We start from the raw sequence: 20,069 nt of genomic DNA, 5'->3' as shown, positions 1-20,069 counted from the left end.
CAAGGGGTGTGCCAGTTATTTGCAAAGCCGCTTAGCGGCGGGGAGAATAGCCCGTTGCAGGTCGGCCGCGCAGCGCGGCGAGGGTGTCGAGCCGCTGGCGGGTCATGTCCGTCAGAAAATTGACGCGGATCATCGCGGCATGAGCGAGCGCGCGGATTTTGTCGGCGCGCGCGCGGATTTCGGCTTCGTCATGCCAGCCGCCGACGCTGCGCGCCGCGTCCACCGCATAACGGAGCGCTTCGATGCTCTGTTCGAGAACATCGACGTCGTTGCCGTCGAGCGCGTTGACCAGCGCCTCCTGGCAATCTTCAACCTTGCGGAGCGCGGCGGCGCTCACTGGGCGTCACGATATGGAATATCGAGCGCGATCATCCGCTCGGCGATCTTTTCCGGATCGACCGGGTAACGGCCTTCCGCGATGGCGGCGCGAAGCGCGGCGATCTTTTCGGCATTGACCGGCGGGCCCGAGGCAAGGTCGGCGAGCAGGCTCGCCGAACCGCTGGCTGCGCTTCCGCTCGTCGCGCTACCGGCCGAGGATGCGGCGCCGCTCTTGGCGACTTGGCCCCTCTGAATGTCGATGCGGCCAAGGCCGCCTTTTCCAATGCCGTCGATCATCACTTACGTCCTTTCGCGGCCCAGCCGCTCGTCCTCGCGCCTTATAACGACCCTGACGGGAATTACTTAAATCCCGGTAACAAAATCCGCCCGTCGATGCTGACCTCACCGATGATCGGGCCCGCTTTCCGCTCGGATCGGACACGGATTCGGTCGCCCGGCGCGCCGTCCTGTTCGGCGACCGCGAGCGTGCTCACGGTGAAAGCAGAGCCGGCCGCGACAACCTCCACCTGATCGCCCTTGCGGATGATCGGCTCGGCCTTAGCGGCGCGGACCGTCGCGCCCGAGGCCACGACCGGAATGCGGATGCGCCATCCCAACGCCTCGCAACGCACCGTGGCCGCGCCAAGCGCAGGCGCTTCGACCGAAACCGGTTGTGGGCAAGCCGCAAGCTTCAGGCGGCGGTCGATCGGCCCTGATGGTCCACCGGGCTGGCCGATATCCGCGCCGAGCGCGGACGTCACCCGCACTTCCAGGGCATCCAGATCCTGAAAACCCTGCGCGGCGGCAGGCGCAGCGCCCAGAGCAGATAACAGGATCAAGCGTCGGAAAAGCGTCACTCGCGCCTCCTCTCAATAAGTTCGAGAAGAGTTAAGCAAAGGTTGTGCCAGCTCTAACCAACTCCTTGGCCTTATAGCCCTCCCCCTCGATGGGGGAGGGTTGGGTGGGGGTGATGCTGGGGAAGATTGCAGCCCTACCCCGAACATCACCCCTCCCCATCAAGCGCAGGGGCTTATCTGGCCCTTACCTTCAGCTGCTGCCCTTCAACATCCCGCCCCACTGGCATCGCAATCTCGATCCGCTCGGGCGCCAATCCCCCTTCTTCCACCGCGCGCGCGACGGCGGCGGCACGGGCGGCGGAAAGTTCGAAGCCGTCGAACCGCGCCGCATCCTCCGCGCGGCCGACGCTTTCAATCTGCACCTTGCGGCCAAGCGCCATCGCGCGCCGCCCGATGCCGACAAAGCGTGTGCGTCCGTCGCGGGTTAGGCGCGCTTCCCCTTCCTCAAAGAACGCATCGGCGGGGGCATCGACGACGAACGTCTCGCCTCCTTCTTCCTCAGAACCAAAAGCGCCGCGCGTGGCCCGCGCGACGTCCTCCACATCCGCCTTGCCGGTGTAGAGAATGATGAAGAAGCCGAGGAGCAGGAGCCCAAGATCGGCGAGGCTCATTGCCCATCGCGGGACGTTGACCTGGCTCATGTCTTGGCGGCCGCGCGTTTCGGCCAAGCAGCAAGCGGCACGACTTCTTCCGCGCGCGCGAGGGCTTCGAGGCGGCCCAATACCGCTTCCTGCCAGCGCCGTTCCATGTTCGACAGCCGCTCCAGTCGCCCGCCGATAGGAATGGCGACTATGGCAGATAGGATGAGGCCATAGAGGGTAGTAAGCAAAGCAAGCGCCATGGCCGGGCCGAGCGTCGCCGGATCGTCCATCGCCGCGAACATGCCGATGAGGCCGAGGACCGTGCCGATCATGCCCATTGCGGGCGCGGCGTCGGCCGCCGATTTCCACACCGCGATTGCGGCTTCATGGCGCTGGGTGCGGCCTTCGATTTCCGCGCGTGCCCAGACCGCGAATTCTTCCGCACGATGGCAGTCGGCAAGCTTCACCGCCGCGCGGCGGACAAAGGGGCTCGACGTATCCACCCGGTCGGCAAGAGCGATGCCCTTGATGTCGCTGATCCTCTGGATTTGCCGCACGGCCCGTTCCGCCGCGAAGGCATCCGCCACCGGCCGCGCCCTGATGAGGGGACGAAGCGCCCGGACGGCGCCCTTTAAATCCGCCCCTGGGAAGCGGAGCGCGGTCACCGCGACAGTGCCGCCTCCGACAAGGAGAAGAGAAATAGGGTCCAGCAAACGCATCGCGGTTTCGATTACCATTTCTCTCTCCCTCCCTTTGGCGGGCCTGCCCCGGCAAATCCTTGCCGCTCGCCCGGCAATTTCCTGCCGCCCTCTGGCCCGCTTCAGCCCCGCACGGCACATTCGCGCCGTCCAAACGGATTTGGCACGGCTGTTGCATCGGATGACCGGCAAGTCCTGTCTCCACTGATAACGGCGGCCAGGGCAAAGACTTTAGAAGGCTTGATGAGATGGCAGGTTCAGACCCGCTTTTCGGGATCCACGGCACCGCGCTGGCGCTGCGTTCGCAGCGTATGGCGATGCTCGCGTCCAACATCGCGAATGCGGCGACCCCGGGCTACAAGGCCCGCGACATCGATTTCGACAAGGCGATGAGCCTCGCCTCCGAGGGTCAGAATATTGACGGGGCGGCGAACAATGCCGTCGCTTATCGCGTGCCTGTCACGCAGTCGCTCGACGGCAATACCGTCGAATTGTCGACGGAGCAGACGCAGTTTGCGGAAAATGCGGTTCAGTACCGCACGACCCTCGCCTTCCTCGAAGGGCGCATCTCCACCGTCAAGCGCGCGCTGAAGGGGGAATAAGATGGCCGGCCCTATGAACGTCTTCGACATATCTGGGCGCGCCATGTCGGCGCAGCTCGTGCGGCTCAACACCACCGCGTCGAACCTCGCCAATGCGGGCACCGTATCGGGCACCAAGGAAGGCGCCTTCCGCGCATTGAAGCCGGTCTTCCAATCGATCAGCGAAGCCCCCGGCGTCGCCACCGTCGGCGTCCAGAATGTCGTCCAGGCGGGCACGGAGCCGGTCAAGAAGAACGACCCCAACCACCCGCTCGCCGACGAAAATGGCGATGTGTGGGAAGCGGGCGTCGATAGCGCGGCCGAGCTTGTCGAAATGATCGAGGCCGCCCGCCAATATCAGAACAACGTCCAGGTCCTGCAGACCGCGAAGACCCTTACCCTCGACACTTTGAGGCTCGGCCAATGACGACGATCACCGGAAACAACGCGGCTCAAGCGCAGACGAACACGACGGCGGCGGCGAGCAGCGGCGGTCTCGATCAGAACGCTTTCCTGAAGCTGATGACCACACAGCTGACCATGCAGGATCCGTTCAACCCGATGGATAACACCCAGATGGTCGCCCAGATGGCGCAATTCTCGCAGGTGTCCGGCATCGCGGAAATGAACCGCTCGCTGAAATCACTCACCGAGATGATGGGTGCGGGCCGCCTTAACGACGCCGCAGCCTGGCTCAATCGGTCGATGCTCGTCCTTTCCGATTATGCCGCGCCGATGACGGATGGCAGCTATTCGGGTGAAGTGCACCTCGCCGACGATGCCAAGGACGTGACTTTAAGCCTCGTCGACAGCAGCGGCGCGGTCGTCCATTCCGAGCAGATGGGCAGCAAACCCAAAGGCCCGTTCACCTTCGCCTGGGATGGCAAGAATGCGGCTGGAGAGGCCGTGCCCGGCCCCCTGAAGGTCGTCGTCACAGCATCGACCGCCGACGGCAAGTCGATCGAAACCGCCACCGCCACGTGGACCCAGGTCCAGTCCATCCAGTCCCCCGCCAGCGGCGTCACGCAGCTGATGACGGGGCTCGGCACCCTTTCTCCGCAAGACGCGATCCGTCTCGCCTGACCTTTAGACACGGGAGAAGAAACCATGTCCTTCTACACCTCGCTTTCCGGCCTCAAAGGCGCACAGACCGATCTCGCGACCACTTCGAACAACGTCGCAAACGTGAACAGCTATGGCTTCAAGAAGAGCCTCACTTTGTTCGGCGACATTGCCTCAGCCTCCCGCACCACGCCCGGCAACGGCACGCGGCTGAAAGCGATTGAGCAGCAGTTCATGCAAGGGGGCTTCGAAGCCACCGCCCGCGAGCTCGACATCGCGATCACCGGCAACGGCTTCCTCGTCACGCGCAACAGCCTGACGGGCGGCCCGACCCTCTTCACCCGCAACGGCCACCTGTCGCTCGACAAGAACAATTACTTGATGGACGCGGCCGGCGGCTATGTGCAGGTGATGCCGGTCGATCCGGAAGGCAATGTCACTTCGACCGGCCTTGAGGCGATTACCGCCCTCCAAATTCCGGCCCAGTCGGGTGTACCGCAGGCGACGAGCAATATCGACCTTACGATCAACCTGCCTTCGAGTGCCGATCTTCCGTCGGACCGCCCCGTCTATAATGCGGCCAATCCTTACGCCTTCGATCGCCTCGATCCGAACAGCTACAATCACACGGTCCAGACCACCGTCTTCGACAGCGCCGGCCGTTCGATCCCGGCGACCATCTATTTCGTCCGCACCGCCTCGATCGATGGTGGCGACCCCACCAACGGCTGGGAAGCCCGCATGTTTGTGGGCAGCGAGCCGGTGACCGCCGATGCGGCCGCTGCCAGTCAGCCCGCTCCGCTCGTCATGACCTTCGACGCGGCGGGTGTGATGACCGCCCCGGCAGGTGCCTTCACATTCGCAGATGTCATTCCGGCAGGCTCTGCCGAGCCGCTGTCCTTGACCCTCGACTTTGGCTCCACGGCGCAGGGCGCGGGCGCCTTCCGTCTCGCCAATATCGATCAGGACGGCGCAGCGGCCGGTAAGCTCGACGATATTTCGATCGGCGCGGACGGACTTGTCACCGCCAGCTATTCCAATGGCGACACCCGCGCGCTCGGCAAGCTTGCCATCGCCAATTTCGCCAATCCGGTCGGCCTCAAACAGCGCGGTGACGCGCATTGGTCCGTCACCGGCGACAGCGGCGACGCGCAGATCGGCGAGGCGGGTACCGAAGGCTTTGGCGGAGTCCAGTCCGGCGGTCTCGAGCGTGCCAATGTCGACATTACCGACGAACTGGTCGCCCTCATTTCCGCCCAGCGGAACTTCCAGGCCAATGCCAAGGCGATCGAGACGTCGAACAATATGACGCAAGCCATCGTCAACATGCGGACCTGATGAGGATCTGATCCATGGACCGGCTGATCTACACCTCTCTTTCGGCGATGCGCGGGGCGATGTCCCGCCAGGCGGCGACGGCGAACAATCTCGCCAACGTCAACACGGTGGGCTTTCGCGGCGAAATCGCCGCGGCCCAGGCCGTGTGGCTGCAGGGTGGCGAGCTTCAGCCGCGCGCTTTGTCGTCGGAACAGGTGATGGGCGCCAACATGGCTCAGGGCGCGGTGACGGAAACCGGACGGGCGCTCGACATCGCGTTGGAGGGCGACGCCCTCCTTGCCGTGCAGGCGCCCAATGGCGAGGAAGCCTATACGCGGCGCGGCGACCTGCAGATGGCGGACAGCGGGCTTCTCACCACCGGCGATGGCAACCCGGTCTATGGCGAGCAGGGTCCGATCACCCTGCCGCCCGCCGAAAGCATCAAGATCGACAAGGACGGCTCTATCTGGGTCGTGCCCTTGGGCGGCGATCCCAATCAGCCCCAGCTTGTCGACCGGCTGAAGCTCACTTCGCCCGCCGGTTCGGTGGTGCTGAAGGGACTGGATGGCCTGTTCCGCGTGCAGGGCGGCGGCGCCCTCCCCTCCGATCCATTGGCCCGCGTCAATTCCGGAAGCCTCGAAGGCTCCAATGTCGAAGCCACCAGCGCGCTTGTGGAGATGATCGAGGCGAGCCGTGCCTGGGAAACCCAGATGAAGCTCATCAGCACCGCGCGCGAAATGGATACGTCCGCCGCCGATCTGATGCGGCTCGATTGATTGATTTTGAAGGAGTGAAGCCATGACGAACGCAGCCCTCCACGTCGCCCGCACCGGCCTCGACGCGCAGTCGGCCCGCATGCGCGTGATCGCGAACAACCTCGCTAACGTGAACACGACGGGCTTCAAGCGGGAACGGGCGCAGTTCGAAACGCTCGCCTACCAGACGCTCGTCGCGCCCGGTTCGCCCTCGTCGGCGGAGAACCGCTATGCCACCGGCCTGTCATTGGGCGGCGGGGTGCAGATGACGAGCATTGCGCGCACCAACACGGCCGGGTCGCTCAACACCACCGACAACACCTACGATCTCGCGATTGAGGGTGATGGCTTCTTCCAGATCACTATGCCGGATGGAACGACCGGCTTCACGCGGGCGGGCGATTTCAACCTGTCTGCGGACGGCACGATTGTGACGCCCGACGGCTATCCGATCCAACCGCAGATCCAGGTGCCAGAAGGCGCCGATTCCGTGACGATCGGCGCGGACGGCACGGTCTCCGCCCAACTCGCCGGGCAGAGCGAGCCGACCGAGCTTGGCCGCATCGAAATTGCCCGCTTCGTCAATCCGGCCGGCCTTCAGGCCAAGGGCAACAACATACTCGTTGAAACCGCATCGAGCGGCGCGCCGCAAGTTGGCGCGGCAGGCCTCGATGGCCGCGGCACGATCCGTCAGGGCGCGCTCGAAGGCTCCAACGTCAATGTCGTCCAGGAACTGGTCGACATGATCGAGACGCAGCGCGCTTATGAGGTCAATTCGAAGATGATCTCGGCGACGGACGAGATGCTCCGCAACGCGAACCAGCAGCTCTGATCATGGCCGCCGCACCCGCCCTTCTGATCGCCGCCGGTATCTTCGGCAGCCTCTTCGGATCGAAGCCGAAGGAAAGCTACGAACCCGCTTTGCCGCCCGTTCCGGTGGTGCAAGCGCCCAGCAACGGCGCGATCTTCCAGACCGCCAACGGCTATGCGCCGCTCACCAGCGGCCAGCGCGCGGCGATGGTGGGCGATATCGTGACTATCGTGCTGGTTGAGCGGACGCAGGCCGCCAAATCGAACGCGGCCTCGCTCGATCGCAGCGGCGACATTGGTTTGACGCCGCCGACGACGGGGCCGCTGTCATTGTTCAATCCCAGCGATGTCGCCATGGGCGGCGACCAGGGCTTTAGCGGCAAAGGCGCCGCAACCCAGTCCAACAGCCTGACCGGCGAGATCAGCGTGACCGTCGCCGCCGTCTATCCCAACGGCAACATGCTCGTGCGCGGCGAAAAGCTTGTGACGCTTAACCGCGGTGACGAGTTCATCCAGATTTCCGGGATGATCCGCCCGGCCGATATCGGCGCGGACAATCGCGTCGCCTCCACCCGCGTGGCCGACGCCCGCATCACTTATTCCGGCAGGGGACAGCTTGCGCGGGCGAGCCAGCAAGGCTGGCTCCAGCGCTTTTTCTCCCGCGTCAGCCCGTTCTGAGGATGAGCAATATGGCCTTCCCCACTTCCGTTCGCCCTGAGCTTGTCGAAGGGCTGCCCTTCCCCTCTCGGACAAAAAAAGAAAAGAACAGGGCTTCGACAAGCTCAGCCCGAACGGTTTTGGTAATCGCGCTTTTATTAGCTACAATCAGCACCCTCTTCGCCGCGCCCGCACATGCCGAACGCGTAAAGGATCTCGGCGCCTTCCAGGGCCTGCGTGCCAACCAGCTCACCGGCTACGGCATCGTGGTGGGTCTCGCGGGGACGGGTGACGACAGCCTCGATTATGCGACGCAGGGCATGAGGGGCGTCACCTCCCGCTTCGGCCTCACCCTGCCCCCGGGCGTCAATCCGGCGCTGAAGAATGCCGCCGCCGTGATGATCACCGCCGAACTCCCGCCCTTCGCCAAGCCCGGCCAGCGGCTCGACATCACCGTGTCGGCGCTGGGCAAGGCGAAGTCGCTGCGCGGGGGCACCCTCGTGCTTGCCCCTTTGCGCGGCGCAGACAATGAAATCTATGCGATGGCGCAGGGCAATCTCGCCGTCGGCGGCCTCGGTGTCGAAGCGGCGGACGGATCGAAGGTATCCGTCAACATTCCGTCGGCCGGGCGTATTCCGGGCGGCGCCACGGTGGAACGCGCGGTGGATGCGGGCTTCGCGACGTCGCCGACCCTGATGTTTAATCTCGCCGATGCCGATCTCACTACTGCCCAACGCGTGGCCCAGGCGATCAGCGGCAAGCTCGGCATCAATGCGCGTGCTACGGACGCGGTGACGATCACGATCGAAGCGCCGCAGGGCGCCGAGGTGCGTACCGCGCTGATGAGCCAGATTGAGAATTTGAACGTGGATCCCGCAGATGCACCCGCCCGCGTGATAGTCAATGCGCGGACCGGCACCGTGGTCGTCAACGGCGCGGTGCGCATCGCACCCGCTGCCGTCAGCCACGGCAAGCTCACGGTCGCGGTTCAGGAAGATCCGCGCGTCATCCAGCCCGCGCCATTTTCGCGCGGCCAGACGGCTGTGGAGCCTTCCAGCAGTATCGAAGTGATCGAGCAGCGCGCGCCGATGTTTCAAGTTTCGGCCGGCGCGTCGTTATCAGAGATTGTGAAGGCGGTGAACGCGATCGGTGCGGCGCCTTCCGATCTGGTCGCGATCCTCGAAGCGCTGAAGCAGGCGGGGGCCCTCAAGGCCGAATTGGTGGTGCTATGAAGATTACGGGGATTATGGGAGCGGCGGGGGCGCCGCAGCAGTCGGGCCCGAAGACGGCGGAGCTGAAGGCCGCCGCGCAGGCGTTCGAGGCCGTATTCCTGCGTCAGATGATCGGATCGATGCGCCAGGCGGGCCTTGGCGAGGACATTCTGGGCAGCCGCGCCACCGATCAGTTCCGCGAGCTTTCGGATGCGAAACTCGCCGACAATATGGCCGAAACGGGCAGCTTCGGGGTCGCCGAAATGCTGCTGAAGCAGTTCGGCGCAAGCGGGGGGACGAAATGAACGACCTGTTCCACATCGGCCAGACCGGCCTTTCCGCGTACAAGACGGCGCTGAGCGCGATCGGGGACAATGTCGCGAATGCCGAAACGCCCGGCTATTCCCGCCGCAGCGTGCACATGAAGCAACTCAACGTCTTCAGCGCGCGGAGCGTTACCTATCGCGAGGAAAGCCTGTTCGCGGGCGTGGAGGCTTTCTCGGTCGAGCGCGCATGGGATGCCTTCCGCGCCGCCGACGCACGGCTCGCCGCGTCGTCCGCAGGCAGTGCGGCAACCCGCAAACAATGGCTGACCTCGCTCGAAACCGCGCTGGACGATGGCCCTGCAGGCATCGGTCAAACCATCACCGGATTCTTCAATGCGGCCCAGACGCTTTCCGCAACCCCGCGCGATATTCCCAGCCGGGTCGCGATGCTGGCCAAGCTCGACGAATTCACTATGGCCGTGCGCCGCACATCGGACGGCATCGATCGGCTTTCGGATAGCGTCACGACCGCCGCACAAGGTGAAGTCGATGCGCTCAACCTCGACATTCAGGCGCTTGCCAAGGTCAACAGCGCGCTTCGCCAATCGACGCCTGGCAACAATGCCCGCGCCGCTTTAGAGGATCAGCGTGATAGCCTGATCGACAGCATTGCGACGCGGATCGATGTTTCCGTGGCGGTGGATGAAACAGGCGCCGCGACCTTGACCTTGGCCCGCGCGAGCGGCGTGACTTTGTTGGACCCGGCCTTCGCCAGCGTCGTGGGCGTCGTCCCGGCGCTCGATGGCCGACTATCGCTCGAACTCTATGCGAACGGCACGACTGTGCCCTTGCCCGCCACCGGTGGAACGCTCGCCGGCCTTACCGAGGTCGCAGCGAACCTTGCCGATCGGCGCAATGAACTGACGTCGATGGTGACGGACTTCATGAACGCCATCAATACCTGGTCGCAGGCGGGCCTCGACCGCGCGGGCAATCCGGGCGCGCCGATGCTGACCATGGCGGCGGGGCTCCAATCCCTGACGCTTGTCACGACCGATCCCGCCGCAATCGCGGCGGCAAGCGCGGGTGCGGAAAACGGCAACCTCCTCACTCTCGACACACTGCGCGGAGTGCAGGGGATCGAGCAGCGCTGGACGGCGATGGTGACGTCTCACGCCCACATCCTGTCCGCGACCAATGCCGAAGACAAGGCCGCCACCAATCGCCGCGACAACGCCTATGCGGCGCTCGACGAAGTAACGGGCGTCGACCCCGACCGCGAGGCAGCGGAGCTGATGCGCTACCAGAAAGCCTATGAAGGGGCAGCGCGCATCATTCAGGTCGCCCGCGAAACCGTTGATTCCATTCTCAACCTGTTCTGAAGGCCTGCGCCATGATTAACGCCACTCGCTACCGCCTTGATGCAGAGATCAACCGGCAGGCCAATCTTGCGAAGGAGATTACCAAGCTCCAAACGCAGATTTCCACGGGCAAGCGTATTCAGGCGCCGTCCGACGATGCAATTGCGTCCGCCCGCATCACGGAAATAGGCCGCAACCAGGCCGACGAGGTCGCGTGGAAGCGCAATCTGGGCACAGCAGCCGCCCTTTCAGATCAAGCCTTTTCGACACTGACCGCATTAATGGCTACCGTGGATAGGGCAGCCTCACTCACATCGTCGGCTAATAACGGCGCGGCGTCTGACGAAGCGCGCAAGATTTACGCGAATGAAATTCGCCAACTGGCGGCCCAGATCACCGGATTCTCAGAAGCGCGGGACACACGGGGGGAACCCCTGTTCCGGACTATCGAGCTCGAAATTCCCGTGGCGACTGGTCTTCGCCTCTCCCCCGTCGCGTTACGCGAAGAGATTTTTGGGCCGATTGAGACCGGCGCCGATCCGATGGCATTGTCCGAAATTCTACTCGCAGCAGCCGATGCGATGGAGATTGAAGATCAGGGCGGACGCCAAGCTGCGCTCACCACTGCGCTCGATAATGTTAATCGCGCGGCTGAGCATGTCGCCCTTGTGCAGGGCGATCACAATGTGCGCGGATCGCGCATCGCCGCTTTGGAAGAGCAGTCGGAAGACACCAAGCTTCGCCTTGCCGTGGAACGAGATGAGCTGGAGCTTGTCGATCCATTCCAGGCGATCGCGCAATTGGAAGCGACCAAGCTGTCGCTTGACGCGGCGCAGGCCATCTTCGCACGCGTCAATGAAAAGACGTTGTTCGATTATCTGAGATAAGCGTCTAGCCGGCCTAAAATTTTCCTGCCCGCTGCCGTTATCATCTAAGGGAAGCCGAGCGCTCCCCTTGTAAGGCAACCAGACGGGGTGGGTGATGTTCGCAGCGATCGGCTTGGTTGTGGTTCTCGTCATGGTGTTTGGCGGGTTCACGATCACAGGCGGCGACCTTGGCGCCGTGATGCATGCCCTCCCTCATGAAATGCTGATTATCGGCGGCGCCGCTTTGGGCGCCACCATTGCCGGCAATAGCGGCAAGGAATTGAAGGCTTTGGGCGGCGGCTTCGCCAAGGTCTTCAAAGGCCCGAAATATGGGAAGGACGACTTCCTCGGCGTTATCTTCCTCGTTTCCAAGCTCATGAAAATGTTGCGCGTCGATGGCCCCGTCGCGGTCGAGCCGCACATCGAGGATCCCCAGAGCAGCGCGATCTTCCAGGAATATCCCAAGCTCTTGAAAGACGAGACGCTGATTCATCTAATCTGCGACACCTTGCGCCTCGTCGTCGTTTCGTCCGGAACGCTCGATCCCCACGCGGTCGAGGACGTGATGGACAGCTCGATCAAGACTCATCACCATCACGTTATCCGGCCTGCCGATACGCTTCAGACCCTCGCTGACGCCCTCCCCGCCCTTGGCATCGTCGCGGCCGTTTTGGGCGTGGTGAAGACGATGGGCTCGATCGACCAGCCGCCCGCCATCCTTGGCGGCATGATCGGCTCGGCGCTCGTCGGCACCTTTCTCGGCGTGCTGCTCGCTTATGGCATCGTTGGCCCCTTCGCGAACCGGGCCAAGCAGGTGATCGAAGCGGACGCCGCGATCTATCATGTCGTTAAGCAAATCATCGTTGCCTCGCTCCACGGCCATCCGCTGCCGCTCGTCATCGAAGCCGCGCGCTCGAGCATCGATCATTCGAACCAGCCGGCTTTTGCCGACGTGTTCGACGGGATGAGAGGGCGGTAAGATGGCGAGCGCCGCCAAGAAAAAGAACGAGCCTGAAGTCCGTCCGATCATCGTCAAGAAGATCATCGAGGATGGGCATGGTGGCCACCATGGCGGCGCGTGGAAGGTCGCCTATGCCGATTTCGTGACGGCTATGATGGCGTTCTTCCTCCTCATGTGGATCCTCGGCCAGACGGACGCCCAAAAGCGGAAAGGCCTCGCCGATTATTTCACGCCTACTATCGTCGAGTTGAAGCAGAATAGTGCCGGATCGAACGGCATCATGGGCGGCGATTCCATTGTCGGCGCCGACAACTACCCGAACCGCGCCGCGCAGACCGGCACGAAGGCTATAACCATTCCCCGCGACGTGGTTGGCGGCCCGGATTCGGGTGGCGGCAAGGAACGCGATATGGAGCGGTTCGAGCGACTGAAGAAGACGCTCGTCCAGCGCATGGAGGCATCGGCAGCGCTCAAGAAACTAAAGGCGCAGGTTCGCTTCACCGATACGCGCGAAGGGTTGCGCATCGATTTGATAGACGAGGCCAATTTCTCGATGTTCGCGGTCGGTACTGACAAGCTATTGCCTCAAGCTCGCACTCTGCTGGGCGAAGTCGCGCAGGTCATTGCCGGTGTGCCGAACGAAATCATCGTCCGCGGCCATACCGATGCCCTTCCCTATTCATCCGGCGGCATGAACAATTGGCTGCTATCGGGCGCACGGGCGGAGGCAACGCGCGCGGCGCTTCACAGCAGTGGGGTGCCGGGCGGTCGTTTTGCACGGATTGAAGGTGTGGCCGAGCGGGAGCCCTATGTGCCCGCCGACCGCTACGATCCGCGCAACCGCCGCATGTCGATCACCCTAGCCTGGGCTAAGGGTGATCCGGCACCCACGGCGGCGGCAAACAGAATCAAGGCATCGCTTCCAGCGAGGGCGAAGAGCGAGGACCGATAAAAAGGGAGAGCGGGCAAGCCATGGCGACACCTGCGAAAGACGTGACCGACAGGCGCCTGTTCGACGCCATCGGTGCCTTTCTGTTCAAACACAGGCTGGATCCCAATCCGGCCAATTATCTGCTGGCCTATCGTCTTTGTTGCGGCCCGGACGAGGACATGTCGCGCGAGATCGACGAGGCGACACGCGACGGCGTGCGCCTGAGCCAGGACGAGGCGGATCGAATCCGCGTCAAATATGGCTTTCAACGCGCTTCCGGAGACCCCGATCGCGCGAACGCCGAAGAAGCTGCCCTGGTCGAAGAAGCCCGTGACCAGATGGAGCGCTTCACTCGCATTGTCCAAGCAACGCGCGATGGCAACCAGGCCTATGGCCGGGAGCTGAATCATGCCGCCGATCAGCTGTCGCGCATGACCGGAGCGGAGTCGATCCAGGCCCTCCTCAAGCTCACCACGACGATGATCGACCGCGCCCGCACTGCGGAAGAGCGGATGGAGCAGGCCGTTACGGAAGCGGACTCCCTGCGCGTAAAGCTCGCCAGCGTAACCGAAGAGGCTCAGAGCGATGCGCTGACCGGTCTCGCCAACCGTCGTGCGTTTCAAGACCGGCACCGCATGCTGTCCGAAAGCAACGTGCCGATGTGCCTCGCCTTGTGCGATATCGACAAGTTCAAGGCGATCAATGACACGCATGGTCATGCCGTGGGCGATCGCGTGCTGAAGGCGGTTGCCAACATCCTGTCCGAAACCTGCGGGAAGCATCTTGTCGCCCGTTATGGCGGGGAGGAATTTGCGATCCTCTTTTCGGGCATTCCCCTGCGCGCTGCGACGACGATGGTAGAAACGGCGCAAGCGGAATTGGCCGCAAAGCACTTCAAGGTCCGCAACACCGACGTTGCGATCGGCATGCTCACCTTCTCCGCTGGAATCGTAGAATCGAAAACGGGAGAAAAACGCGACCGCCTCGTCCAACGCGCGGACGCACTGCTCTATCGCGCGAAGCAAAATGGCCGCGACCGGGTGGAGATGGAAGGAGAAGGCTCCGAAGCCGTCGCGAACGATGCGTGATGGAACATGCAACCAGAATTGGAGGCAAAGCCAACTCCGTTAGTCCTGAGCTTGTCGAAGGACGGTTCCAGTTAGCTCCGGGGTTGGCCTTCGGCTCGACAAGCTCAGCCCCGGCAGGATTTTTAACCTGTGAAGGTCTGGGCCCTCCGTTTCTCGGCCCCAAAATAAATGGGGGAGCAGGCCGAAGCCCACTCCCCCAAAATTCGAACGGTCCCCGCCCCCAGTTTCCGTCCGAAAACTCATGATCATCGAAGGAAATCGTTTCGCGGACCCCCGCGCCCGGCCACGACATCGCTTCGTGTTCGAAGCGGCTTTCACCGCCTCGTCCCGATCTCAGTCAGACGATTTTTACCGCTGCTTTTCAAATATCTGTCGACGAAAACCCGGAATACGTCGACGATCATGGAATTTTGCAGGCTTAAAGCACTTAATCGCGCTTTTTCGTGGGCTTGGAGCGGTTCGCATAAAGAAGCGCCGCGACGATCGCCGCTGACCCGATACCGACGGCTACGCCCGTTTTCACCCAGCCCTTCTTGTCATCCGGATTGGCGGCGGCTGGCGCCTTCTTCGGCGCGTCGGACGTGTTCTGATCGGACATAGTAGCTCCCTTGGATGAAGCGGCATTTAGCGCGGCTCGTGAGCGCAAGCCAGATCAATGACGCTCCTTCGTCGCGGTGAAACGGATCGTCGGGTTACGGCCCTCATGATAATTCAGCTCCCAAAGATCCTTGGCCATAAAGACCGGCGCGCCGTCGCGATCCTTGGCAATGGCATTGCGGTGGGTGCCGATAAAGGCTTTGAGGTCCGCATCATTGTCCGACGCGATCCAACGCGCCGTGTCCCAGGGCGAGGCTTCGAACTTGGCATCGACCTTATATTCCGCATCGAGACGGGAGATGAGCACGTCGAGCTGAAGCTGCCCGACAACGCCGACAATCCATTGCGAGCCGATTTCAGGGTGGAAAACCTGGGTCACGCCCTCTTCGGCCATGTCGTCCAGCGCCTTGCGAAGCTGCTTGGTCTTCGTCGGATCGACGAGCAGCACGCGGCGCAGGATTTCCGGGGCGAAGTTCGGAAGGCCGGTATATTGGATCGCCTCATCCTCGGTCAGCGTATCGCCGACGCGAAGCGTGCCGTGATTTGGAATGCCGATGATGTCGCCCGGCCATGCCTCGTCCGCCAGTTCCCGGTTCTGGGCGAAGAAGAGGATCGGGCTGTGCACCGCAATTGCCTTGCCGGTTGAGGGCTGGAGCAACTTCATGCCGCGTTTGAACTTGCCCGAGCAGAGCCGCATGAAGGCCACGCGGTCGCGATGCTGCGGGTTCATGTTCGCTTGCACCTTGAAGATGAAGCCGCTGACCGCCTTGGTATCGGGATTGACCGGGCCGCTCGCCGAAGGCTGCGGTTGCGGCGACGGCGCGTGGTTCGCGAGTGCGGCGATCAGTTCCGCGACGCCGAATTCCTTGAGCGCCGAACCGAAATAGACAGGTGTCAGGTCGCCGGCGAGATAAGCTTCACTGTCGAATTCCGGATAGGCCCCGGTCGCGAGTGCCGCCTCCTCGCGGAATTTGGCCAGCTCATCGGCGGAGATGACCTCGTCCAATTTCGAATCCTCGATCCCCTCAAACGACCGCGCATCGCCTTCAAAATGGGCGCTGTCATTTTTGGCGGGGAGATTGAGCTTGTTGTGGGCGAGATCGTAAATGCCTTCGAACGTGCCGCCCATACCCACCGGCCAGCTCATCGGCGCCACGTCCAGCGCCAGCACATCAGCGATCTCGTCGAGGAGTTCGAACGGCGCCTTGCCCTCCCGGTCCACCTTGTTGACGAAGGTGATGATCGGGACGTTGCGAATACGGCAGACCTCAAACAGTTTGCGCGTCTGCGGCTCGATGCCCTTGGCCGCGTCGATCACCATGACGGCGCTGTCGACGGCGGTGAGCGTGCGATACGTGTCTTCGGAAAAGTCTTCGTGGCCCGGCGTGTCGAGCAGGTTGAAGGTCACGCCTTCATGTTCGAACGTCATGACCGAGCTGGTCACGGAAATACCGCGCTGCTGCTCGATCTTCATCCAGTCCGACCGCGCGCGCCGGTTCGCTCCACGTGCCTTTACCTCGCCCGCAAGATGGATCGCGCCACCGAACAGCAGCAGCTTTTCGGTGAGCGTCGTCTTACCCGCGTCGGGGTGCGAGATGATCGCGAAGGTGCGCCGGTCCGGGCGGCCGGTGGGTCGGTCTGGCATGATGCTTTTCGAGAATGCTGTGAATGCTTGGCGGCGCCTTAGCCGGTTTCGCATTCAAAATAAAACACCCACGTCTTGCCGGCGAAAGCCGGCATCTCAGGACAAGAGGGCGATATGCCGCCCTGAGCCCCCGGCTTTCGCCGGGGTGACGCGAGTAGATGATGTTTAATTCGTCGGGAAGCCGCGCTTCTTGAGCAGGGCATTCACGTCCGGATCGCGGCCGCGGAAGGCCTTGTAGGCGTCCGCGCGATCCGTCTCGTTGCCCGTCGACAGCAGCGTCTTTGCGAACCTTTCAGCCGTCGCCTTGTCGAATGGATTGCCCGTTTCCTCGAACGCCGCCCAGGTGTCGGCGTCCATGGTTTCCGACCAGAGGTAGGAATAATAGCCGGCCGAATAAGCGTCGGACGAGAAGAGGTGGTTGAACTGCGGCAGGCGGTGACGCATCACCAGTTCGCTCGGCATGCCGAGCTTCGCCAGCGTTTCCTTCTCGAACGCCTTGGCATCGACCACCCCGTTCGGATCGGTGTGGAGCGCCATATCGACCAGCGCGGACGAGAGATATTCCACCGTCGCGAAGCCCTGGTTGAACTTGGACGAGGCTTCGATCTTGTCGAGCAGGGCCTTCGGCATCGGCTCACCGGTCTTGTAGTGCTTGGCGAAGCGCGACAGCACCTGCGGCGTCAGCAGCCAATTCTCGTTCACCTGGCTCGGATATTCCACGAAGTCGCGCGGCGTGCCGCCGAGGCTCGGATAATAGACGTCCGACAGGAAGTAGTGAATGGCGTGGCCGAATTCGTGGAACAGCGTTTCAGCGTCGTCGAGGCTGATGAGGACCGGCTCGCCGTCGCCCGGCTTCACGAAATTGTTGTTGTTGGAACCCAGCACGATGTCGTCGCCGGTCAGGCCCGCGCGGCTGCGATAGGTCGTTGCCCATGCACCCGAGCGCTTGCCCGTCCGTGCGAAATCGTCACGGTAGAACAGGCCGACCTGCTTGGCGGTCGCGCGATCCGTGACGCTGTAGACCCGAATATCGGGGCTCCAGGTCGGAACCGTGCCGGTGACTTCCTTGAAGTCGAGCCCGTACAGCTCACCCGCCGCCCAATAGGACGCGTTGATGATGTTGTTGAGCTCGAAATAAGGCTTCACCTCGTCCTGGGTCAGGTTGTAGCGATCCTTGCGGACCTTCTCCTGATAATAACGATAGTCCCACGGCTCGATCTTGATCTTCGCGCCTTCCTTGTCGGCGATCACCTGCTGGTCGCGCACCTCGTCCTTCACGCGTGCGACGGCGGCCGGCCAGACCTTCATCATCAGCTCGTTCGCCTTTTCCGGCGTCTTGGCCATCGTGTCCTGCATCCGCCATTCGGCATGGCTCTTGAAGCCCAGGAGCTTGGCGCGGTCCGCGCGCAGCTTCACGATCTTGGCGATCGTCGCATTGGTATCGTTCGCGTCTCCATTGTCGCCGCGATTGACGAAGGCCTTCCACGCCTTCTCGCGAAGGGCGCGATCATCGGCGAAGGTCAGAACCGGGTCCACGGCCGAGCGCGTGTTGACGATGGCATAGGTGCCGGCGGGAAGCTTCCGCTCCTTGGCAGCGGCAGCGGCGGCTGCCTTGATGTCGTCCGGAACGCCCTTCATCTGGGCTTCGGTCGCGGTGATATAGGTGCTTTCGTCGGCCAGCACTTTCTCGCTGAATTCCGCGAAGGCTGCGGCGAGCTGCTGATTGTACGCCGACAACTGCTGCTTCTGCGCATCATTCAGATTGGCACCGCGCCGCACGAAGCTGTCGTAGAGGCGCGTGACCACCCGCTTCTGCGTTTCATTCAATCCCGAGGTTTCGCGCGCATCGTAAACGGCCTTTACGCGCTGGAAGAGCTTGGGATTGAGCGTGATTTCATCCGATGCGGCGGCAAGCTTGGGCGACCATTCGCGCTGCACAGATTGATAGGCCGGGTTCGACATATTGCTCGTCATCACGCCGAAGGGAGCGAAAACATTGCCGAGGCGCTGGCCGGATTTCTCCAGCGCTTCCACCATGTTAGCGAAAGTCGGCGCGGCGGTATTGTTCGCGATGGCGAGCACTTCCTTGCGCTGTTCTTCGATCGCGACGCCAAGTGCCTGCGAAACGAGTTCCGGCGTCACCTTGTCGAACGGTGGAACACCGGCATAGGGGCCGGTCCAGTCGGCAAGCAACGGATTGCTGGCCGCGGCTGCGGGCGCGGCGGTAGAGGGTGCGGTCTGGGCCATTGCAGCGGCTGAACCGCCGAGCGCGAGCGCGGTTGCGCTTGCGAGAAGCAAAGTCTTCAAAATCTATCTCCCAATGGTGCCGCGAGAGGCTCCCCGCGCGCGGCGTCGATGCCCTTACTATAGGAACAAGCCTGAACGGGTTACAACATATCTTATGCCGCCCGCATCGCCTGCGCCCAGGCAAGATCGGCAAGCGGCTCCAGGCCCTCCACGGCCTTGGCCGCATGAGCCGAAGACGCGGTGCCGCGCACCATTCGACCCTTGATGCCATGAATGATCGCGGCGAGACGAAACATGTTGAAAGCGATGTAAAAATCGAGATGCGGAATACCCGCGCGCCCGGTGCGGCGGCAGTAAGCGGCGACATAATCCGCTTCGGAAGGGATGTTGAGCGCGGCAAGGTCCAGGCCCGCGAGGCCCGCCGTAATGCCCGCGGGCATGCGGTACATCATCAGATGATAGGCGAAGTCCGCGAGCGGGTGGCCGAGCGTTGAAAGCTCCCAATCGAGGACCGCCAGCACTCTCGGCTCGCCCGGATGGAAGATCATATTGTCGCAGCGAAAGTCGCCGTGGACGATCCGAGCCTCATCTTCTCCCGGCGGAATGTTGGCGGGCAGCCATTCGACGAGCCTGTCCATGGATGCCACCCGCCCCGCTTCGGCGTCGCCAATATACTGCTTCGCCCAGCGCCCGATCTGCCGCTCGAAATAGTTGCCGGGCTTGCCGAAATCGCCAAGGCCGATCGCCTCCGGATCGAGGCTATGGAGCCGGGCAATGGTCTCGTTCATCGCATCGAAGTAGAGGGGGCGCTCGTCGTGCGCGACGTCCGGAAAGGCCGAGTCCCAGAAAATGCGGCCCTCGACGAGGGCCATCACATAAAATTCGGTGCCAATCACATCCGGATCGGCACAAAAGCCGAGTGGTTCCGCTACGGGAAAACCCTCGCCTGCCAGCGCGCTGATCACGCGATATTCGCGGTCCACCGCATGGGCGCCAGGCAACAAAGTGCCCGGAGGCTTGCGTCGCAGAACATAGGAACAGCCGGGCGTATCCAAGCGGTAAGTAGGATTCGATTGCCCGCCTTTGAACTGAAGAACAGTGAGCGGTCCTGAAAAGCCCGCAACTTTACCTTTCATCCACTTTTCGAGCCGTAATGGGTCGAAGCGATGCGCGTTGCGAACTTCGGCGGTGCCGCTATTCTCGACGCTCCTACTCACGGGCCACCTCATTTCTCCGGCGGTATGACAGACGAAATGGCAG

General features: G+C 62.8%; 23 protein-coding genes. 14 read left to right on the top strand and 9 right to left on the bottom strand.

The window, feature by feature from the left end:
- Positions 1-31: 31 nt before the first annotated feature.
- The 5 genes from C7I56_RS02795 to C7I56_RS02775 all read right to left on the bottom strand — a co-directional run bounded on the left by C7I56_RS02795 (position 32) and on the right by C7I56_RS02775 (position 2,493).
- On the bottom strand, positions 32-337 hold the full coding sequence (locus C7I56_RS02795) for a hypothetical protein (protein ID WP_106639003.1): 306 nt from the start codon (positions 335-337) through the stop codon (positions 32-34).
- The gene (gene flgM, locus C7I56_RS02790) at positions 334-615 is read right to left on the bottom strand and encodes a flagellar biosynthesis anti-sigma factor FlgM (protein WP_106639002.1); all 282 of its coding nucleotides are present in this window, start codon (positions 613-615) and stop codon (positions 334-336) included. Before flgM ends, C7I56_RS02795 begins: the two co-directional genes overlap by 4 nt.
- Positions 616-677: 62 nt before the next feature.
- Positions 678-1,175, bottom strand: coding sequence for a flagella basal body P-ring formation protein FlgA (locus C7I56_RS02785; RefSeq protein WP_245409562.1), 498 nt, complete (start codon positions 1,173-1,175; stop codon positions 678-680).
- Between the two features lie 173 nt (positions 1,176-1,348).
- A complete protein-coding gene (locus C7I56_RS02780; RefSeq protein WP_158702975.1) occupies positions 1,349-1,816 on the bottom strand; it encodes a flagellar motor protein in 468 nt (155 codons plus the stop codon).
- Positions 1,813-2,493, bottom strand: a complete 681-nt coding sequence (locus C7I56_RS02775; protein ID WP_106639000.1) for a motility protein A — start codon at positions 2,491-2,493, stop codon at positions 1,813-1,815. Before C7I56_RS02775 ends, C7I56_RS02780 begins: the two co-directional genes overlap by 4 nt.
- Before the next feature lie 209 nt (positions 2,494-2,702).
- Here C7I56_RS02775 and flgB point away from each other — a divergent pair, with 209 nt between their 5' ends.
- The 14 genes from flgB (at position 2,703) to C7I56_RS02705 (ending at position 14,320) form a co-directional block, all read left to right on the top strand.
- On the top strand, positions 2,703-3,056 hold the full coding sequence (gene flgB, locus C7I56_RS02770; protein WP_106638999.1) for a flagellar basal body rod protein FlgB: 354 nt from the start codon (positions 2,703-2,705) through the stop codon (positions 3,054-3,056).
- Between the two features lies 1 nt (position 3,057).
- Positions 3,058-3,462, top strand: coding sequence for a flagellar basal body rod protein FlgC (gene flgC / locus C7I56_RS02765; RefSeq protein ID WP_106638998.1), 405 nt, complete (start codon positions 3,058-3,060; stop codon positions 3,460-3,462).
- On the top strand, positions 3,459-4,118 hold the full coding sequence (locus tag C7I56_RS02760; protein ID WP_106638997.1) for a flagellar hook assembly protein FlgD: 660 nt from the start codon (positions 3,459-3,461) through the stop codon (positions 4,116-4,118). The genes flgC and C7I56_RS02760 overlap by 4 nt, the downstream gene beginning before the upstream one ends.
- A 24-nt stretch (positions 4,119-4,142) precedes the next feature.
- Positions 4,143-5,435 carry a flagellar hook protein FlgE gene (locus C7I56_RS02755; protein ID WP_106638996.1) on the top strand — a complete coding sequence of 431 codons (1,293 nt, stop codon included), beginning with the start codon at positions 4,143-4,145 and terminating at the stop codon, positions 5,433-5,435.
- A 14-nt stretch (positions 5,436-5,449) separates the two neighbouring features.
- Entirely contained in the window at positions 5,450-6,190 is a 741-nt protein-coding gene (flgF, locus tag C7I56_RS02750; protein WP_106638995.1) for a flagellar basal-body rod protein FlgF, read from the top strand.
- Between the two features lie 22 nt (positions 6,191-6,212).
- Complete coding sequence (gene flgG / locus C7I56_RS02745) at positions 6,213-7,001, top strand: flagellar basal-body rod protein FlgG (protein ID WP_106638994.1); 789 nt, start codon at positions 6,213-6,215, stop codon at positions 6,999-7,001.
- Positions 6,998-7,657, top strand: coding sequence for a flagellar basal body L-ring protein FlgH (locus C7I56_RS02740; RefSeq protein ID WP_425352374.1), 660 nt, complete (start codon positions 6,998-7,000; stop codon positions 7,655-7,657). Before flgG ends, C7I56_RS02740 begins: the two co-directional genes overlap by 4 nt.
- Positions 7,658-7,776: 119 nt before the next feature.
- Positions 7,777-8,868, top strand: a complete 1,092-nt coding sequence (locus C7I56_RS02735) for a flagellar basal body P-ring protein FlgI (protein ID WP_245409561.1) — start codon at positions 7,777-7,779, stop codon at positions 8,866-8,868.
- Positions 8,865-9,152 carry a rod-binding protein gene (locus tag C7I56_RS02730; protein WP_106638991.1) on the top strand — a complete coding sequence of 96 codons (288 nt, stop codon included), beginning with the start codon at positions 8,865-8,867 and terminating at the stop codon, positions 9,150-9,152. The genes C7I56_RS02735 and C7I56_RS02730 overlap by 4 nt, the downstream gene beginning before the upstream one ends.
- Entirely contained in the window at positions 9,149-10,495 is a 1,347-nt protein-coding gene (gene flgK, locus C7I56_RS02725; protein ID WP_106638990.1) for a flagellar hook-associated protein FlgK, read from the top strand. The genes C7I56_RS02730 and flgK overlap by 4 nt, the downstream gene beginning before the upstream one ends.
- Positions 10,496-10,506: 11 nt before the next feature.
- Positions 10,507-11,361, top strand: a complete 855-nt coding sequence (locus C7I56_RS02720; RefSeq protein WP_106638989.1) for a flagellin N-terminal helical domain-containing protein — start codon at positions 10,507-10,509, stop codon at positions 11,359-11,361.
- A gap of 94 nt (positions 11,362-11,455) precedes the next feature.
- Positions 11,456-12,319 carry a flagellar motor stator protein MotA gene (motA, locus tag C7I56_RS02715; RefSeq protein WP_106638988.1) on the top strand — a complete coding sequence of 288 codons (864 nt, stop codon included), beginning with the start codon at positions 11,456-11,458 and terminating at the stop codon, positions 12,317-12,319.
- A gap of 1 nt (position 12,320) precedes the next feature.
- Positions 12,321-13,253 (top strand): flagellar motor protein MotB, encoded by a 933-nt coding sequence (locus tag C7I56_RS02710; RefSeq protein WP_106638987.1) that lies wholly within the window; start codon positions 12,321-12,323, stop codon positions 13,251-13,253.
- A 20-nt stretch (positions 13,254-13,273) separates the two neighbouring features.
- Complete coding sequence (locus C7I56_RS02705) at positions 13,274-14,320, top strand: GGDEF domain-containing protein (RefSeq protein ID WP_106638986.1); 1,047 nt, start codon at positions 13,274-13,276, stop codon at positions 14,318-14,320.
- 427 nt (positions 14,321-14,747) lie between these two features.
- Here C7I56_RS02705 and C7I56_RS12240 read toward each other — a convergent pair whose 3' ends face one another.
- From C7I56_RS12240 to C7I56_RS02690, 4 genes are all read right to left on the bottom strand, one after another.
- Positions 14,748-14,918 carry a hypothetical protein gene (locus C7I56_RS12240; protein ID WP_158702974.1) on the bottom strand — a complete coding sequence of 57 codons (171 nt, stop codon included), beginning with the start codon at positions 14,916-14,918 and terminating at the stop codon, positions 14,748-14,750.
- 54 nt (positions 14,919-14,972) lie between these two features.
- Positions 14,973-16,562 (bottom strand): peptide chain release factor 3, encoded by a 1,590-nt coding sequence (locus C7I56_RS02700; protein WP_106638985.1) that lies wholly within the window; start codon positions 16,560-16,562, stop codon positions 14,973-14,975.
- 165 nt (positions 16,563-16,727) lie between these two features.
- Complete coding sequence (locus C7I56_RS02695) at positions 16,728-18,869, bottom strand: M3 family metallopeptidase (protein ID WP_342587691.1); 2,142 nt, start codon at positions 18,867-18,869, stop codon at positions 16,728-16,730.
- A gap of 92 nt (positions 18,870-18,961) precedes the next feature.
- On the bottom strand, positions 18,962-20,026 hold the full coding sequence (locus tag C7I56_RS02690) for a phosphotransferase family protein (protein WP_425352360.1): 1,065 nt from the start codon (positions 20,024-20,026) through the stop codon (positions 18,962-18,964).
- Positions 20,027-20,069 lie beyond the last annotated feature (43 nt).

Source organism: Allosphingosinicella vermicomposti (assembly GCF_003012815.1).
Classification (GTDB): domain Bacteria; phylum Pseudomonadota; class Alphaproteobacteria; order Sphingomonadales; family Sphingomonadaceae; genus Allosphingosinicella; species Allosphingosinicella vermicomposti.
Note: the sequence above shows the minus strand (reverse complement) of the source record. Positions and strands in the feature narration are given on the sequence as shown.

Excerpts from the sequence above, each read along its gene's own strand:
- C7I56_RS02775 (WP_106639000.1), bottom strand. The coding sequence starts at position 2,493 with ATGGTAATCGAAACCGCGATGCGTTTGCTGGACCCTATTTCTCTTCTC.
- C7I56_RS02755 (WP_106638996.1), top strand. The coding sequence starts at position 4,143 with ATGTCCTTCTACACCTCGCTTTCCGGCCTCAAAGGCGCACAGACCGAT.
- C7I56_RS02720 (WP_106638989.1), top strand. The coding sequence starts at position 10,507 with ATGATTAACGCCACTCGCTACCGCCTTGATGCAGAGATCAACCGGCAG.
- C7I56_RS02705 (WP_106638986.1), top strand. The coding sequence starts at position 13,274 with ATGGCGACACCTGCGAAAGACGTGACCGACAGGCGCCTGTTCGACGCC.
- C7I56_RS02780 (WP_158702975.1), bottom strand. The coding sequence starts at position 1,816 with ATGAGCCAGGTCAACGTCCCGCGATGGGCAATGAGCCTCGCCGATCTT.
- flgF (WP_106638995.1), top strand. The coding sequence starts at position 5,450 with ATGGACCGGCTGATCTACACCTCTCTTTCGGCGATGCGCGGGGCGATG.
- C7I56_RS02730 (WP_106638991.1), top strand. The coding sequence starts at position 8,865 with ATGAAGATTACGGGGATTATGGGAGCGGCGGGGGCGCCGCAGCAGTCG.
- flgC (WP_106638998.1), top strand. The coding sequence starts at position 3,058 with ATGGCCGGCCCTATGAACGTCTTCGACATATCTGGGCGCGCCATGTCG.
- flgM (WP_106639002.1), bottom strand. The coding sequence starts at position 615 with ATGATCGACGGCATTGGAAAAGGCGGCCTTGGCCGCATCGACATTCAG.
- C7I56_RS02710 (WP_106638987.1), top strand. The coding sequence starts at position 12,321 with ATGGCGAGCGCCGCCAAGAAAAAGAACGAGCCTGAAGTCCGTCCGATC.
- C7I56_RS02700 (WP_106638985.1), bottom strand. The coding sequence starts at position 16,562 with ATGCCAGACCGACCCACCGGCCGCCCGGACCGGCGCACCTTCGCGATC.
- C7I56_RS12240 (WP_158702974.1), bottom strand. The coding sequence starts at position 14,918 with ATGTCCGATCAGAACACGTCCGACGCGCCGAAGAAGGCGCCAGCCGCC.
- flgB (WP_106638999.1), top strand. The coding sequence starts at position 2,703 with ATGGCAGGTTCAGACCCGCTTTTCGGGATCCACGGCACCGCGCTGGCG.
- flgG (WP_106638994.1), top strand. The coding sequence starts at position 6,213 with ATGACGAACGCAGCCCTCCACGTCGCCCGCACCGGCCTCGACGCGCAG.
- C7I56_RS02760 (WP_106638997.1), top strand. The coding sequence starts at position 3,459 with ATGACGACGATCACCGGAAACAACGCGGCTCAAGCGCAGACGAACACG.
- motA (WP_106638988.1), top strand. The coding sequence starts at position 11,456 with ATGTTCGCAGCGATCGGCTTGGTTGTGGTTCTCGTCATGGTGTTTGGC.
- flgK (WP_106638990.1), top strand. The coding sequence starts at position 9,149 with ATGAACGACCTGTTCCACATCGGCCAGACCGGCCTTTCCGCGTACAAG.